This is a genomic window from Pseudomonas sp. GW456-E7 (assembly GCF_059424105.1).
This window is the reverse complement of sequence record NZ_JBWKZB010000079.1, coordinates 1-14526: the sequence shown is the minus strand read 5'-3', so window position 1 is coordinate 14526 and position 14526 is coordinate 1. Positions and strand designations below refer to the sequence as shown.

Here is a 14526-nt window from a genome sequence, read left to right as displayed (position 1 = left end):
CCCCGCACGCTGATCAAGTGCACACAGGCACCGCCTGGATTGACGAACGCGGCGATCACATCGACGTCCCCGGTCCCGCCTTCCATGCTCTGTTGGTCCTGGACCCGGCGCAGCAAAGCAATCTGGTCCCGCAGCTCGGCCGCTCGCTCGAACTCCAGATTGATCGCGGCCTCCTCCATCCCGGCAGACAACTCGTCAGTCAGCGCATTGCTGCGCCCCTCAAGAAACATCACCGAGTGGCGCACATCTTCGGCGTACACCTGGGGTTCCACCAGCCCGACGCAGGGCGCCTTGCAGCGTTTGATCTGGTATTGCAGGCAAGGACGGGTGCGGTTCTTGTAATAGCTGTCTTCACATTGCCGAACGAAAAACGTCTTTTGCAGCAGGCTCAGGCTTTCGCGGATCGCGCCGGCGCTGGGGTAAGGACCGAAATACTTGCCCTTGGCCTTTTTCGCACCGCGATGAATGCTCAGGCGCGGAAACTCTCCGTCGGAGAGATAGACATAGGGGTAGGATTTGTCGTCGCGCAGCAGGATGTTATAGGGCGGGCGCCATTCCTTGATCAGCGTCTGCTCGAGCAGCAAGGCTTCGGTTTCGTTGGCGGTGATCGTCGTTTCAACCTGGGCGATACGCGCGACCAGTGCGGCGGTCTTGGGGGCAAGACCGGTCTTGCGAAAATAACTCGACAGGCGATTCTTGAGGTTTTTCGCCTTGCCGACGTAAAGCAACCGCGCTTCGCTGTCGAACATGCGGTACACGCCTGGGCGGCCGCTGACGGTCGACAGAAAGGCGCTCGGATCAAAGGTTTCGGTCATTTTCAGAGGCTGGCGTCGACCATGCCATGACGCACCGCCAACAGCGTCAACTCGACATCACTGCTGATCGAAAGCTTTTCGAAGATGCGGTAACGGTAGGTGTTCACGGTTTTCGGGGACAGGCACAATTTGTCGGAAATGATCTGTACTTTCTGGCAGCCGACGATCATCAGCGCGATCTGGATTTCCCGCTCGGACAGGGCATCGAAAGGCGAGTCGTTGGTGGGCTGGAAGGACTTGATCGCCAGTTGCTGGGCAATTTGCGGGCTGATGTAGCGTTGCCCGGCGAACACCAGGCGAATGGCCTGGACCATTTCCGGCAAACCTGCCCCCTTGGTCAGGTATCCTGCCGCACCGGCTTGCAACAGCCGCGTAGGAAACGGGTCCTCTTCACACACGGTCACCGCGACGACCTTGATATCCGGATGACTGCGCAATAATTTGCGAGTGGCCTCAAGACCGCCGATACCCGGCATCTTGACGTCCATCAACACCACATCGGGTTTCAGCTCACGCGCCTTGAGCAGGGATTCTTCACCCGACTCGGCCTGGCCGACTACTTGCAGGCCATCGATGTCAGCCAGCATTCGTGTAATGCCTGTACGAACGAGATCATGGTCATCGACTACTAGCACCCTAATCAAGCAGACACCTCGCGATATGGTCTTATTGGGTTGCCAGACACCTTAGCAAAAAGCATCTGGCAGACCTAGCGGAAAGCATCAGATTAAAAGTTTCAATTCATCTTGAAAGGCCAGTCGCAAGCGCGTTGCGGCAATGTCATGGACTGATATCAAGCTGCATTCTCAGGAAACATTCATCCGTACCCACCACCGTGAATCCTTTGCGCTCGTACAACGCCCGCGCCGGGTTATCTTCAAAAACCGTCAAGCGTAACGCCGGTCGCCGCTCCTGGCGCGCGACCGACAGTACCTGATCGATTGCCCAGGAACCAATGCCCTGCCCGCGAAACGCTTCGACGACCTGCAGTTCGCGGATGTACAACGCTCTGGCATCACGGCTCAAGCTCACATAACCCAGCCACTGATCGCCGCTTGCCAGCACGCGGCTGTCCCGCCCTGCCCAAGCCACGTCAAAAGCTTCGTCCTGCCACATCAGCTCGTGCCGAATGTAGTAGCGCAGCATGTTTTGACAGGTCAGATGGCGGGCGAAGGCCAGGTCCTCTGGCGTGGCCACACGCCATGCGCAGTCCATCACGCCTGCTCCACGGCGACGACTTCCCCGCTCCAGCCCTCGCTGTTGCGCCGGGCCACAACCATCTGGCTACCGGTACCGCTGGCGGCGGCAATCAACAAACCGTCCGAGGCCCAGATCGCGCTGCGTCCTGCCGACGCCCAGCCACCTGTCGCGCCACCATGATTGGCCATCAACACCACCATGGAGTGCTCCGCGGCATAGCCTTGCAGCAACGCGGTATCGGCGACGTAGCCGTTTTCCGTGATCAGCACGCCTGCGGCGTAGACACCTGCACCCTGGCACGCCGCAGCAGCGGCATGGCTGGCGTGGGAAAAGTCGGCGCAGACCGCCAGTGCAATCGTGTCTGTCCCGATGGTCAGGGGCTCGCCCCCGGCGCCCGGTGCAAACGCCACTTCTTCCCCAGGATGCAGATGCTGCTTGCTGTAGACCCCAAGCGAACCATCGGCCCCCAGCACCAGTGCACCGATCAGGACCGACGGGTTATCCGGCAGCCGAATCGGCATACCGACAACCGCCGTCACACCGACTGCCCGGGCGACGTCCCGCAGCGGTTTCAGGATGGCGGCATCCGGCACAATGGCCAACTCGGCCGCGAGCCCGCGTTCGTAACCGGTCAGCGACAGTTCTGGGAACACCAGCAACTGCACGCCCTGCTCCGCGGCTGCCGCGATGAAGCGTTGGTGCCTGGCGATATTGCCGGCAAGGTCTGCGGCGATGGAGATCGATTGGGCTGCGGCGATGGTCAGCGGTAACATGAAGCGTCCTTGTGTCGATGCGTTCTTGAACAGACGCAGAGTTTGTCACAACCCTCAGGCCACTCAAGCGATAGAAAACCCTGTCGCCGGCCAATAGCATTTTCCGATTGAATCTGCGCACCGGCCTCTAGTAAGCTCGGTCCATCCATCGGAGACAGACCATGTTCAACACCCTCTCACAGCTTCGTACCGCCAGCGCCCTGCGCTCGGTTGCGGCTGCCCGGGTGAACGACGGTTGTGCTCCGGTCAGCTTTTATTTTGGGTATTGGTTTAGCCACTGGCGCGCCTGATACCCACACGGCGCCCACTTTAAACGGGTCGCCACCAGAGAATTCTCAACCCCCGGTCGGCCTCCCGACCGGGGGTTTTGTTTTTTCAGCCCCAACATTTCTAGCGACACACCAGACATTAAGAGGATTCACAACATGAACTACGCCACTTATTACCGTTACGACAGTTTTACCGCCTGGCGATTTACCACCCTCCGCTCGGGACAGCCTGCCGCCTCCGATCGGTCACCCACAGGTGGCAAGCGCACACACACAGCCAGTCTGGCCAATTGTCGAACACCCCAGTAGGGCCGAGCGCGCGGGCACGAACCCGCCACCAGCCCAGGAAGCCTTGAATATGAACTCGTCCGTCTCCGCACTGCCGCTGTCCACCTTGAGCCCTGCCAATGAAGCGCTGACCCTGCGTCTGCCCAGCTCATTGCAACTCAAACAGCAATTGCCCCTCGGCAACCTCCTGACCCAGCAAGTCGCCACCCACCGCCAGGCGGTTCGCGCGATCCTCAACGGTGAAGACTCCCGTCTGCTGGTCATCGTAGGCCCATGCTCGATCCACGATCCGGAATCAGCCCTCGAATACGCCGGCAATCTTGCCCGCCTCGCCACCGAAGTCAGCGACGAAATGCTCCTGGTGATGCGCGCCTACGTCGAAAAACCCCGTACCACGGTTGGATGGAAAGGCCTGGCCTACGACCCGCACCTGGATGGCAGCGATGACATGGCCGCCGGCCTGACGCTGTCCCGCGAGCTGATGCGTGAAATGCTCCGCCTGGGTTTGCCCGTCGCCACTGAACTGCTGCAACCGATGGCCGCCGGCTACTTCGATGACCTGTTGAGCTGGGTGGCGATCGGCGCCCGGACCACGGAATCGCAGATCCATCGGGAAATGGCCAGCGGCCTGGGCATGCCTGTCGGGTTCAAGAACGGGACTGACGGCGGTGTCGCTGTCGCCAGCGATGCCATGCGTTCCGCCGCCCATCCCCATCGCCATTTCGGTGTCGACAGCCAGGGACATCCGGCGATCATTCAAACCCCGGGCAATGCGGACACTCACCTGGTATTGCGCGGCGGCCATCGCGGACCGAACTACGACAGCGCCAGTATCGCCCGGGTGAACAGTGACTTGGCCCGACTCAGGATTCCGGCCCGGATCATGGTCGATTGCAGTCACGCCAACAGCGGCAAAGACCCGTTGCGCCAGCCGGCCGTGTTCAACGATGTGCTTGAACAGCGTCTGCAAGGTGATCGTTCGCTGATCGGCATGATGATCGAGAGCCATTTGTTCGAGGGCTGTCAGCCGTTGAGTTCGTCAATGCAATACGGTGTGTCAGTGACCGATGGCTGCCTTGGTTGGGCCGGGACAGAACAGCTGTTGCTTGAAGCGGCAGGTCGGCTGCGAGCGCAAGACAACGCCCAATAACCGGCATCACCTGTCCGCCCTCCGGCCTTCATGCGAAGACTGGAGGGCAAATGGCGATCAATGCCCCATCAGGGATTGCACCTGAACCCGCGTCACCCCGGATTGCTGAGAGGTGTCATCAAGACGTTCGACCGAACAGGAAACACGGATCGCAGAATCCCGATGCTCCCTCCAGAACCGGTAGGGAACGATGAATATCAACGGCTCACCCGCGGTGTCTCTGGTGATTTCGCGCTCGTCACAGTGATTGAATTTCTCCCCGTCGCATCTCAGGCAAACCAGCTCCCCTTTTTCAGCCTTGGGGTTTTCGATGACGACGGTCACGCCATCCTGCGCATCAAGCAGATCCACCCAACCTTCGTCGGCTTCCAGCACCATGGGGGCTGGCAGTGGTCCCCGCTCCATCTTGCCAATCATCAGTGCCGTTACTTCAGAGTAACGAGGGACATGCCCTGCTTGCTTGACGCAATAATCGACGGAAACCGTCGAACCCAGATTGAGCGCAACGCACTCCGGACTGACCCAAAACGACAGTTCGCCTCCCACCGCAAAGGACTCGACCTTGAGTGCATCACTGAAACTTGCTTCGACCGAAACGCCAGCCCAGGTCAGCAACACCCAGTCGCCCGCCGTCATGCGCGCATAGGGTTTGATTGTAACGATCGCCCCTTCCTTGACCCGATCCGGATCAAGCGTTCTACCCACCGCGTCGTTCACCGTCGCGGGTAACAGGTCTGACTGCACATCACCCACACATAGCTGTAAACGATCGGAATGCACGAGCCCGGTAAAACGACCGCTCAGGAGCGAGTAGCTGATTTCGAGTGAACCACCGTCGAGCGCCTCGATATAAGCGCTACCCACGGCAAAGATCATGTCCTCGCCGACCCGCTCGTCACTGACAAAACGCGTCACCTGATGATTGCAGGCGAGGCCATCGGCATCCAGCCCCGCCCAATTCAATAGCAATTTGTCCCCGCAGGTCATGCCTGGGTAAGGGCGGACCCTGATCACGGCTTTTCGGTCAGAGGGGTTCAGAACGCCGTTTTCCGCCTGCTCCAGTACGGGCGGTGGCAAGGGTTGCAGTACGAGATTCAAGGTGTCGGGTTCATAAACAGTCATTCATTCGCTCCATTCCCTGGAATAAACACCGAACGGGTGGCCGGCTGTGGATGACGCCTATTTAACCTCACGACTATTCGCCGTGATGTCGGCCTCTCACTCAGCCTCGCTCGGAAAGTCGATACATGTGAAGTAGGTCTTTGATCAAGAGCCAGCTGATTGCCGTGAAAAATCGACAAACGATTCCGACAAAGCCTCAGAAAATCTTGAGCATTCGCACTTGCTCTATTCCGCTTTCCGGAGGTTCCGACGGACTTTTCATACATCGCGCCAACCTCGAGTGTTTTAGAGTGAAGCGCCATGCAGTCCCGACGAACTTCTGTGCAAAGGTGTGAATATGCAAAGGAATGCAAGCACTCGTTATCCAATACTGCTGATCCACGGCCTTTTCGGCTTCGAAAGAATCGGCAAGTTCGAGCTGTTTCACGACATCAGGCAGGCGCTGAGGAACGCCGGAGCAAGGGTGTTCGTTCCCCACTTGTCGGCCATCCACGACAACGAAGTACGCGGTAACCAATTGCTCATGCAGATCGAGCGGGTACTGGAAGGAACCGGTACGCCCAAAGTCAACCTCATCGGCCATAGCCAGGGTGCACTGGCCGCACGTTATGCCGCAGCGGTTGCGCCACACTGTGTGGCATCGGTGACGTCCGTCAGCGGGCCGAACCATGGCTCGGAGCTCGCCGACTTCCTGCGCAAGGCATTGACACCGGGCCGTCTGCCGGAACATGTGGCCGAGGCGGTGGTGACCCTCTTTGCCGACTTCCTCGCAACCTTGAGCGACAACCAATACCAGCCGCAGAACGCCATTGCCGCCCTCAATGCATTGACCACCGAGGGCGTAGGCGCATTCAACGACAAATACCCGCAAGGGCTGCCCGCCACCTGGGGTGGCGAGGGGCGCGAACGGGTCAACGGTGTTCGTTACTACTCGTGGAGCGGCGTGCTGCAGTCGAATGTGCTCAAGGAAGGGCTCAATGCGCTCGATCCGCTCAACGCTTTCTGTCGCGCCCTTTCCGGCTATTTCGTCACGGAAGCCGGGCAGAACGACGGCCTGGTCGGTCGCTTCAGTTCTCATCTGGGTACGGTTATCCGTTCCGACTATGCGCTGGCTCATCTGGACACCCTTGGCCAACCGACCGGCCAGTTGCGCACAGGTGTCGACCCGATTGAACTGTATGTCCAGCATGCCGAGCGCTTGAGCGCCGCCGGCCTTTGAGCGGCTACCTGCCGTGGATCGCGAATGGAACGGAACTTTGAGGAGAAATAGATCACTGAATCCGGTAGGCTCCGCATTTTACCGAATATTGAAAGGAGTATTTTCCCATGGCCAAAGCCACTGCCCGTCACATCCTTGTTGCCTCGGAAGCCAAGTGCAACGAACTCAAGGCCCAAATCGAGGCTGGCGCCGATTTCGCCGACGTTGCCAAGGCAAACTCCACCTGCCCTTCCAGCCGCCAGGGCGGTGATCTGGGTTCGTTCGGTCCAGGCCAGATGGTCAAGGAATTCGACACCGTGGTCTTCAGCGCACCGCTCAACGTGGTCCAGGGCCCGGTCAAGACCCAGTTCGGTTACCACCTGCTGGAAGTGACCAGCCGTCAGGACTGATCGACGCTTGAGCTATTCACACAACGGCCCGCCTTTTGGTGGGCCGTTGTGTTTCCCACGCGTAATTCGGCTGGCGAGGGACGCGCCGCTAGCGTACAAATTGTCGTTAACGACCACCCGGCTCTAAGGCTGACAATGCGACTGGCTTTCCCTACCTTGTTGTTCACGGCCGTGGCCCTGCTGTCGGGTGCCGCGGGCGTGAATGCGGCACCGCAACCGGCAATGACCGTGTACGGCGAACCGGCAAAATACCCTGCCGGCTTCAGTCATTTCGCCTACACCAATCCGCTGGCCCCCAAAGGCGGCACGATGCGCCGATCGGCGATCGAAATCGGGCAGTTCGACCACGTTTTGCCTTACATCGACAAAGGCATCGGCGTCACCCAGATCGACGGTTTGCTCTATTCGCCGCTGGCCCAGCGCTCGCTGGACGAGCCGTACACCGTGTACGGCCTGGTGGCAGAGAAGATGGAGCGTTCCGAGGACGGCCTGTCACTGCGTTTTTACCTCAACCCCAAGGCGCGTTTTGCCGATGGCAAAGCCATTACCGCCGAAGACGTGCGTTATACCTTCGACCTGCTGATGACCCAGGGCAGCCTGCGTTACCGCACCCAGTTCGCCGACGTCAAAGGCGTCGAAGTGGAATCGCCGCTGACTATCCGCTTCGATTTCAAGAACAACGAAAATCGCACCCTGCCGCTGGATATCGCGACCCTGCCGGTGTTTCCCGAACACTGGTGGAAGACTCGCGATTTCGCCGGTGGCGGCGGCTATGAAGCACCGTTGGGCAGCGGCCCGTATAAAGTCGGCAAGATCGATTCCGGGCGCAGCATCACCTTCGAGCGCAATCCCGACTGGTGGGGCAAGGACCTGCCGGTCAGCCGTGGCCTGTACAACTTCGATCATTTCAGCATCGAGTACTTCGGCGATACCGACGTGGCGCGCCAGGTCCTGCGCGGTGGCGCCTATGATTACAACCGGGAATTTTCCGCCACCGGTTATTCCATCGGCTATGACAGCCCCGCCCTGAGCGACGGTCGTCTGCAAAAGGCCCACCTCGCCACCGAGGCGCCGCAGCCGGCCCAGGGTTTTGTGTTCAATCTGCAAAAGCCGATGTTCCAGGACCGTCGCGTGCGCCAGGCGCTGGTGATGCTGTGGGACTTCGAGTGGAGCAACCGGCAGATGATGCGCGACATGTACATCCGCCAGCAGAGCTTTTTCTCCAATACCGATCTCGCCGCCCGGCAACTGCCGGATGCCGGGGAGCTGGCGATTCTCGAACCGCTGCGCGGGCAGATTCCCGACGAAGTCTTCACCCAGGTGTTCGAGGCGCCGAAGACCGATGGCAGCGGCGTGATACGCGACAAGCAGCTACAGGCCCTGGACTTGCTCGAACAGGCCGGCTGGAAACCCGATGGCGACCAACTGGTCAATGCCGAAGGCGAGCCGCTGAGCTTCACCTTCCTGGTCAGCCAGAACGGCATGGACCGTCTACTGCTGCCCTATAAACGCACGCTGAAACAGATCGGCATCGACCTCAATATCCGCCGCATCGACTCGTCCCAGTACGTCAATCGCCTGATGAGCCGCGACTACGACATGATCGTCACCGGCTACCCCGTCACCACCTCTCCGGGAGGCGAACTGCTCAATTACTTCGGTTCCGAGGCGGCCACCGACCCGGGTTCCAACAACTACATGGTGTTGAAGAACCCGGCCGTGGACACCCTGATCACCGGGCTGATCAAGGCCAATACCCAGGCCGACATGCTGCATTACGCCCATGCCCTGGACCGGGTGCTGCAATGGAATTACTACTGGATTCCCAACTATTACCCGCCGGGCACCTCGACGGTGTGGTGGAACCGCTTCGGCATCCCGAATGTGCAAGCGAGCAATGACGAAGCCATCGAGAGCTGGTGGGAGATGAGCACCACGCCATTGACCAACCAACAGATGACGGCCGAGCGTATCAGCCGTGGCAAACCCGGAGGGCCGCACTGATGTGGGCTTACATACTGCGGCGCCTGCTGCTGATCATTCCGACGCTGGTGATCATTCTTCTGGTCAACTTTGTCATCGTCCAGGCCGCGCCGGGCGGGCCGGTCGAACAGGCCATCGCACACCTGCAAGGCATTGGTGGCGCTGCGGTTGGCGGCGGTTCCGGCGAATCCATGAGCGGCAAGTCCCGGGCCAGTCGCGGGCTCGATCCGCAGCTGATCAAGGACATTGAAAAACAGTACGGCTTCGATAAACCGGCACACGAACGCCTCTGGCTGATGCTCACCAGCTACGCGCGCCTGGACTTCGGCAAGAGTTTCTTCCGCGGTGCCACCGTCACCGACCTGATCCTCGAGAAAATGCCCGTGACCATTTCCCTCGGACTCTGGGCGACGCTGATCACTTACCTGGTGTCCATTCCCCTGGGCATCCGCAAGGCCGTGCACCATGGCAGCCACTTCGACATCTGGAGCAGTACCGCGATCATCATCGGCTATGCCATGCCGGCGTTCCTGTTTGCGATGTTCCTGATCGTGGTGTTTGCCGGCGGCACTTCGCTGAACTGGTTCCCCGTTCGCGGACTGGTCTCGGACAACTTCGAATCGCTGTCGACCATTGGCAAAGTGGCCGATTACTTCTGGCATCTGGTGTTGCCGGTCACCGCACTGGTGATTGGCGGTTTCGCCACGCTGACCATCCTGACCAAGAACTCGTTCCTCAATGAAATCACCCGCCAGTACGTGGTCACTGCCCGGGCCAAGGGTTTGAGTGAACGACGGGTGCTCTATGGACACGTGTTCCGCAACGCCATGCTGCTGGTGGTGTCGGGCATTCCCCAGGCGTTCATCAGTGTGTTTTTTGCCGGCTCCCTGCTGATCGAAGTGATCTTCTCCCTCGACGGCCTGGGCCGCATGAGTTACGAAGCAGCGGTATCCCGGGACTATCCGGTGGTGTTCGGCTCGTTGTTCATCTTCACCCTGTTCGGTCTTTTGATAAAACTGGTCGGCGACCTCTGCTACACCCTGGTCGACCCGCGTATCGACTTCGCCGCGAGGAACGCCTGATGCTCAAGCTTTCACCGCTGGCGCGTCGGCGCTTCGAGCGTTTCAAGAAAAACCGTCGGGGCTGGTGGTCGCTCTGGCTGTTTGTCGGCCTGTTCCTGATGACCTTGGGCGGCGAACTGATCGCCAACGACAAACCGCTGATGGTCAGCTATCAAGGCCAGTGGTACTTCCCGGTGTTCAAGCGCCACACCGAACAGGAGTTCGGCGGGCAACTGCCGTTCCAGGCCGACTACCGCAGCGACTACGTACAGCAACTGATCAAGAAGGATGGCGGCTGGTTGCTGTTTCCACCGATTCCGTTCAGTGACGACACGCCCAACTATGAACTGAACAAACCCGCCCCCAGCCCGCCCACCAGCGTCAACTGGCTAGGCACCGACGACCAGGCACGGGACGTTCTGGCCCGGGTGATCTTCGGCGCCCGGGTGTCGATCCTGTTTGCCTTGATGTTGACGTTTGTCAGCGCGCTGATCGGCATCGCGGCCGGTGCCCTGCAAGGCTATTACGGCGGCTGGGTGGATTTGCTCGGCCAGCGCCTGCTGGAGGTGTGGTCCGGGTTGCCGGTGCTGTACCTGCTGATCATCCTGTCGGGTTTCGTAGAGCCGAATTTCTGGTGGCTGCTGGGAATCATGGCACTGTTTTCATGGCTGGCCCTGGTGGACGTGGTGCGCGCCGAGTTCCTGCGCGGACGCAACCTGGAATACGTCAAGGCCGCGCGCGCGCTGGGCCTGACCGACCGCAAAGTCATCGTCCGGCACATTCTGCCCAACGCCATGAACGCGACCTTGAGCTACCTGCCATTTATTCTTACCGGGGCGATTTCCACCCTGACGGCACTGGACTTCCTCGGCTTCGGCATGCCGGCGGGCAGTGCTTCCCTGGGTGAACTGATCGGCCAGGGCAAGCAGAACCTGCAAGCGCCGTGGCTGGGCCTGACGGCGTTCTTCACCCTGGCGTTGATTCTTTCTTTACTGGTATTTATCGGCGAGGCGTTGCGAGACGCCTTCGATCCGAGATCTTGAGCGGACGGCGGCAATGACCAACCTGATCGAAATCCGTGACCTCAGCGTGGCCTTCAGTGGCCAGACCGTGGTGCGCAACCTGTGCCTGGACATCCGCCCCGGCGAATGCCTGGCGCTGGTGGGCGAATCGGGATCGGGCAAGTCGGTGACGGCCCACTCGATCCTGCAACTGCTGCCGCAAACCGATACCCGAACAACCGGCAGCATCCGCTATCGCGGCCAGGAACTGGTGGGGGCCGATGCCGGCAAGTTGCGACAACTGCGCGGCAATCGCATTGCGATGATCTTCCAGGAGCCGATGACGTCCCTGAACCCGCTGCACAGCATCGAAAAACAGATCGGCGAAACCTTGCTGGTGCACAAAGGCCTGGCGGGCAAAGCGGCGCAGGCGCGGATCCTTGAACTGCTGCACCTGGTGGGCATCCAGAAACCCGAGGAACGCCTCAAGGCCTATCCCCATCAATTGTCCGGTGGCCAGCGCCAGCGAGTGATGATTGCCATGGCCCTGGCGTGCGAGCCGGAACTGCTGATTGCCGACGAACCGACCACCGCGCTGGATGTGACGGTGCAGCGCAAGATCCTGCTGCTGCTCAAGTCCCTGCAACAGCGGCTGGGCATGTCACTGCTGCTGATCAGCCACGACCTGAACCTGGTGCGCAGCATCGCCCAGCGCGTGTGCGTGATGAAGGCCGGGGAAATCGTCGAGCAGGCGCCGTGCGAAACCCTGTTCACCGAACCGAAGCACCCTTACAGCTGCGTATTGCTGCACGCCGAACCCGAGGGTGAAGCCTTGCCCCGGGACGAGCGCGAGAACGTACTGGAGGTGAACGATCTGCAGGTGCGGTTTCCCGTCAGTGGCGGCCTGTTCCAGCGCAAGACCTGGCTGCGTGCCGTCGATGGCATCAGCCTGAACATTCAGCGCGGCAAGACCCTGGGCATTGTCGGTGAATCCGGTTCCGGCAAGTCCACGCTCGGTCAGGCGATCCTGCGCTTGCTCGATTCCGAAGGCAGCATCCACTTTCAGGGCCAGGCGCTGGATGGCCTGACACAAAAACAGCTGCGGCCGTGGCGCAAGAAAATGCAGGTGGTGTTCCAGGACCCCTTTGGCAGCCTCAGCCCGCGAATGTCGGTGGCGCAGATCATCAGCGAAGGCCTGGAAGTGCACAGCCAGTTGAGCACCGAAGAGTGCAACGCCGAAGTGATCCGCGCACTGAGCGAAGTCGGCCTCGACCCGCAAAGCCGCCATCGCTATCCCCACGAATTCTCCGGTGGTCAGCGCCAGCGCATCGCCATCGCCCGGGCGCTGGTGCTCAAGCCTGCGCTGATCCTGCTCGACGAACCGACCTCGGCGCTGGACCGCACGGTGCAGAAACAGGTGGTCGCCCTGCTCCGCCAGCTCCAGGAAAAACATGGCTTGACCTACCTGTTCATCAGCCACGACCTGGCGGTGGTGCGCGCCCTGGCCCACGACATGATCGTGATCAAGGACGGCAAGGTGGTAGAACGCGGCGCCAGCCATGAGGTGTTTGACTCACCGCAGCATCCGTACACCAAGGAGCTGTTGGCGGCGGCATTGTTGGGGCAGGCATAATCCGTTGCATGAAGTTGGACCGAGGCGCGGCCTTCGCGAGCAAGCCCGCTCCCACATGGGATTTGTGAACGACACAGATCAACTGTGGGAGCGGGCTTGCTCGCGAAGAGGCCGGCACAGGCAAAACATAATCAGGATCAGCCCCCATGAACACCACCGAAAGCCTCAAGGACTACCAGCGCGTTCGCCTGCTGGCGATCCGTTCATTGTTCGAAATCATCGAGCAATCGAGCGAAGGCACGGTGATTGTCGACCGCGATGCCAACATCGTCTGGATGAATGAGCGCTATGCCCGGCGCTTCGGCCTGCAATCGGCGCAAGTGGCGATCGGCAAGCCCTGCGAAAGCGTGATCCCCGGCAGCCTGTTGCGTGAAGTGGTGCGCACCGGCCGGCCGATCCTGCTGGATATGCAAGACACCCCAAAAGAGCCGCTGGTGGTCATGCGCCTGCCGATTCACGATGACGCCGGCGTGGTCATCGGCGCCATCGGTTTCGCCCTGTTCGACGAACTGCGCAGCCTGTCGCCGATGCTCAAGCGCTACATGAGCATGCAGGAAGAACTGGCCTCCACCCGCTCGCTGCTGCGCGCGCGGCAGACCAAATACAACTTCGCCCATTTCATCGGCACCAGCGCCGCCAGCCTGGAAGTCAAACGCCGCGCCCGGCGCAGTGCGAGTACCGAATCGCCGGTTCTGCTGCTCGGCGAAACCGGTACCGGCAAAGAGTTGTTGGCCCAGGCCATCCACAATGCCTCGCCCCGCGCGCACAAGGCGTTTGTCAGTATCAACAGCGCGGCGATTCCCGAATCACTGCTGGAGGCCGAATTCTTCGGCACCGCCCCCGGCGCGTTCACCGGTGCCGACCGCAAGGGGCGTGCCGGCAAATTGCAGATCGCCCAGGGCGGCACCTTGTTCCTCGACGAAATCGGCGACATGCCGCTGCCCCTGCAAAGCAAACTGCTGCGGGTGTTGCAGGAAAAGGAATTCGAACCGGTGGGGTCCAATGAAGTGATCCAGAGCGATGTACGGGTGATCGCCGCGACCTCGACCGACCTGGAAGCGGCGATCAAACGCGGCGAGTTCCGCGCCGACTTGTACTACCGACTCAACGTGCTGCCGATCCAGGTTCCGCCCCTGCGCGACCGCCTCGATGACGTGCCGGCGCTCAGTGAAGCGATTCTCGAGGAACTGCGCAGCCAGCATGAACTGCACCACGAAGCCCTGGAATTGCTGGGGCAACACGCCTGGCCGGGAAACATCCGCGAATTGCGCAATGTGCTGGAGCGGGCGGCGCTGCTCAGCGATGACTTGCGCCTGACAGCGGCGGACATCCGCGCGGCGATTGGTACGTTCACGCCGGTGGAGCGCGCGGCGCCCTTGGCCCCGGAGCCCTTTGCCCATGAAACCTTCAGTGCGGCGCGGGAGCGATTTGACCGGCAACTGATCGAAACGACCCTTGCGCAATGCGGGGGCAAGGTCATTGAGGCGGCGGCGCGATTGGGGTTGGGGCGGTCGACTTTGTACAAGAAGATGGTGGCGTTGGGGATTGTAGAGTCTCAATAAAGAGACATACATCTCCTTTGTTAGACAGACCATCGCGAGCAAGCTCGCTCCCACACTGGAA

At 60.5% G+C, this 14526-nt stretch carries 14 protein-coding genes; 9 read left to right on the top strand and 5 right to left on the bottom strand.

Going from position 1 to position 14526, the window contains the following annotated elements; translation table 11 throughout:
• The 4 genes from uvrC to AC07YV_RS28740 all read right to left on the bottom strand — a co-directional run.
• On the bottom strand, positions 1 to 815 hold an 815-nt coding region (gene uvrC / locus AC07YV_RS28755; RefSeq protein WP_146025430.1), incomplete at its 3' end, for an excinuclease ABC subunit UvrC.
• A 2-nt stretch (positions 816 to 817) separates the two neighbouring features.
• Positions 818 to 1459 carry a response regulator transcription factor GacA gene (gene gacA, locus AC07YV_RS28750; protein WP_008015884.1) on the bottom strand — a complete coding sequence of 214 codons (642 nt, stop codon included), beginning with the start codon at positions 1457 to 1459 and terminating at the stop codon, positions 818 to 820.
• A gap of 136 nt (positions 1460 to 1595) precedes the next feature.
• Positions 1596 to 2030, bottom strand: coding sequence for a GNAT family N-acetyltransferase (locus AC07YV_RS28745; RefSeq protein WP_102702670.1), 435 nt, complete (start codon positions 2028 to 2030; stop codon positions 1596 to 1598).
• On the bottom strand, positions 2030 to 2788 hold the full coding sequence (locus tag AC07YV_RS28740) for a carbon-nitrogen hydrolase family protein (RefSeq protein WP_102702669.1): 759 nt from the start codon (positions 2786 to 2788) through the stop codon (positions 2030 to 2032). Before AC07YV_RS28740 ends, AC07YV_RS28745 begins: the two co-directional genes overlap by 1 nt.
• A 161-nt stretch (positions 2789 to 2949) precedes the next feature.
• Here AC07YV_RS28740 and AC07YV_RS28735 point away from each other — a divergent pair, with 161 nt between their 5' ends.
• Positions 2950 to 3078: a hypothetical protein gene (locus AC07YV_RS28735; RefSeq protein ID WP_256589904.1), complete on the top strand. Its 129-nt coding sequence runs from the start codon at positions 2950 to 2952 to the stop codon at positions 3076 to 3078.
• Positions 3079 to 3415: 337 nt separating this feature from the next.
• Entirely contained in the window at positions 3416 to 4495 is a 1080-nt protein-coding gene (locus AC07YV_RS28730) for a 3-deoxy-7-phosphoheptulonate synthase (protein WP_102702668.1), read from the top strand.
• A 57-nt stretch (positions 4496 to 4552) separates the two neighbouring features.
• Here AC07YV_RS28730 and AC07YV_RS28725 read toward each other — a convergent pair whose 3' ends face one another.
• Positions 4553 to 5617 carry a hypothetical protein gene (locus AC07YV_RS28725; RefSeq protein ID WP_102702667.1) on the bottom strand — a complete coding sequence of 355 codons (1065 nt, stop codon included), beginning with the start codon at positions 5615 to 5617 and terminating at the stop codon, positions 4553 to 4555.
• Between the two features lie 337 nt (positions 5618 to 5954).
• Between AC07YV_RS28725 and AC07YV_RS28720 the strand changes: the two genes are divergently transcribed.
• From AC07YV_RS28720 to AC07YV_RS28690, 7 genes are all read left to right on the top strand, one after another.
• A complete protein-coding gene (locus tag AC07YV_RS28720; protein ID WP_102702666.1) occupies positions 5955 to 6836 on the top strand; it encodes an esterase/lipase family protein in 882 nt (293 codons plus the stop codon).
• 107 nt (positions 6837 to 6943) lie between these two features.
• Positions 6944 to 7225 (top strand): peptidylprolyl isomerase, encoded by a 282-nt coding sequence (locus tag AC07YV_RS28715; RefSeq protein ID WP_007974703.1) that lies wholly within the window; start codon positions 6944 to 6946, stop codon positions 7223 to 7225.
• Between the two features lie 135 nt (positions 7226 to 7360).
• A complete protein-coding gene (locus AC07YV_RS28710; RefSeq protein ID WP_102702665.1) occupies positions 7361 to 9229 on the top strand; it encodes an extracellular solute-binding protein in 1869 nt (622 codons plus the stop codon).
• A complete protein-coding gene (locus AC07YV_RS28705; protein ID WP_102702664.1) occupies positions 9229 to 10290 on the top strand; it encodes a microcin C ABC transporter permease YejB in 1062 nt (353 codons plus the stop codon). The genes AC07YV_RS28710 and AC07YV_RS28705 overlap by 1 nt, the downstream gene beginning before the upstream one ends.
• Complete coding sequence (locus tag AC07YV_RS28700; protein ID WP_102702663.1) at positions 10290 to 11312, top strand: ABC transporter permease; 1023 nt, start codon at positions 10290 to 10292, stop codon at positions 11310 to 11312. The genes AC07YV_RS28705 and AC07YV_RS28700 overlap by 1 nt, the downstream gene beginning before the upstream one ends.
• A gap of 13 nt (positions 11313 to 11325) precedes the next feature.
• The gene (locus tag AC07YV_RS28695; RefSeq protein ID WP_102702662.1) at positions 11326 to 12903 is read left to right on the top strand and encodes an ABC transporter ATP-binding protein; all 1578 of its coding nucleotides are present in this window, start codon (positions 11326 to 11328) and stop codon (positions 12901 to 12903) included.
• Between the two features lie 146 nt (positions 12904 to 13049).
• Positions 13050 to 14465: a sigma-54 interaction domain-containing protein gene (locus tag AC07YV_RS28690; protein WP_102702661.1), complete on the top strand. Its 1416-nt coding sequence runs from the start codon at positions 13050 to 13052 to the stop codon at positions 14463 to 14465.
• The last annotated feature ends 61 nt before the right edge of the window (positions 14466 to 14526 follow it).

What these genes read in the sequence shown, in the direction of transcription:
- AC07YV_RS28745 (WP_102702670.1), bottom strand. Translation starts at nt 2,030, where the DNA reads ATGGACTGCGCATGGCGTGTGGCCACGCCAGAGGACCTGGCCTTCGCC.
- AC07YV_RS28740 (WP_102702669.1), bottom strand. Translation starts at nt 2,788, where the DNA reads ATGTTACCGCTGACCATCGCCGCAGCCCAATCGATCTCCATCGCCGCA.
- AC07YV_RS28735 (WP_256589904.1), top strand. Translation starts at nt 2,950, where the DNA reads ATGTTCAACACCCTCTCACAGCTTCGTACCGCCAGCGCCCTGCGCTCG.
- AC07YV_RS28730 (WP_102702668.1), top strand. Translation starts at nt 3,416, where the DNA reads ATGAACTCGTCCGTCTCCGCACTGCCGCTGTCCACCTTGAGCCCTGCC.
- AC07YV_RS28725 (WP_102702667.1), bottom strand. Translation starts at nt 5,617, where the DNA reads ATGACTGTTTATGAACCCGACACCTTGAATCTCGTACTGCAACCCTTG.
- AC07YV_RS28720 (WP_102702666.1), top strand. Translation starts at nt 5,955, where the DNA reads ATGCAAAGGAATGCAAGCACTCGTTATCCAATACTGCTGATCCACGGC.
- AC07YV_RS28715 (WP_007974703.1), top strand. Translation starts at nt 6,944, where the DNA reads ATGGCCAAAGCCACTGCCCGTCACATCCTTGTTGCCTCGGAAGCCAAG.
- AC07YV_RS28710 (WP_102702665.1), top strand. Translation starts at nt 7,361, where the DNA reads ATGCGACTGGCTTTCCCTACCTTGTTGTTCACGGCCGTGGCCCTGCTG.
- AC07YV_RS28705 (WP_102702664.1), top strand. Translation starts at nt 9,229, where the DNA reads ATGTGGGCTTACATACTGCGGCGCCTGCTGCTGATCATTCCGACGCTG.
- AC07YV_RS28700 (WP_102702663.1), top strand. Translation starts at nt 10,290, where the DNA reads ATGCTCAAGCTTTCACCGCTGGCGCGTCGGCGCTTCGAGCGTTTCAAG.
- AC07YV_RS28695 (WP_102702662.1), top strand. Translation starts at nt 11,326, where the DNA reads ATGACCAACCTGATCGAAATCCGTGACCTCAGCGTGGCCTTCAGTGGC.
- AC07YV_RS28690 (WP_102702661.1), top strand. Translation starts at nt 13,050, where the DNA reads ATGAACACCACCGAAAGCCTCAAGGACTACCAGCGCGTTCGCCTGCTG.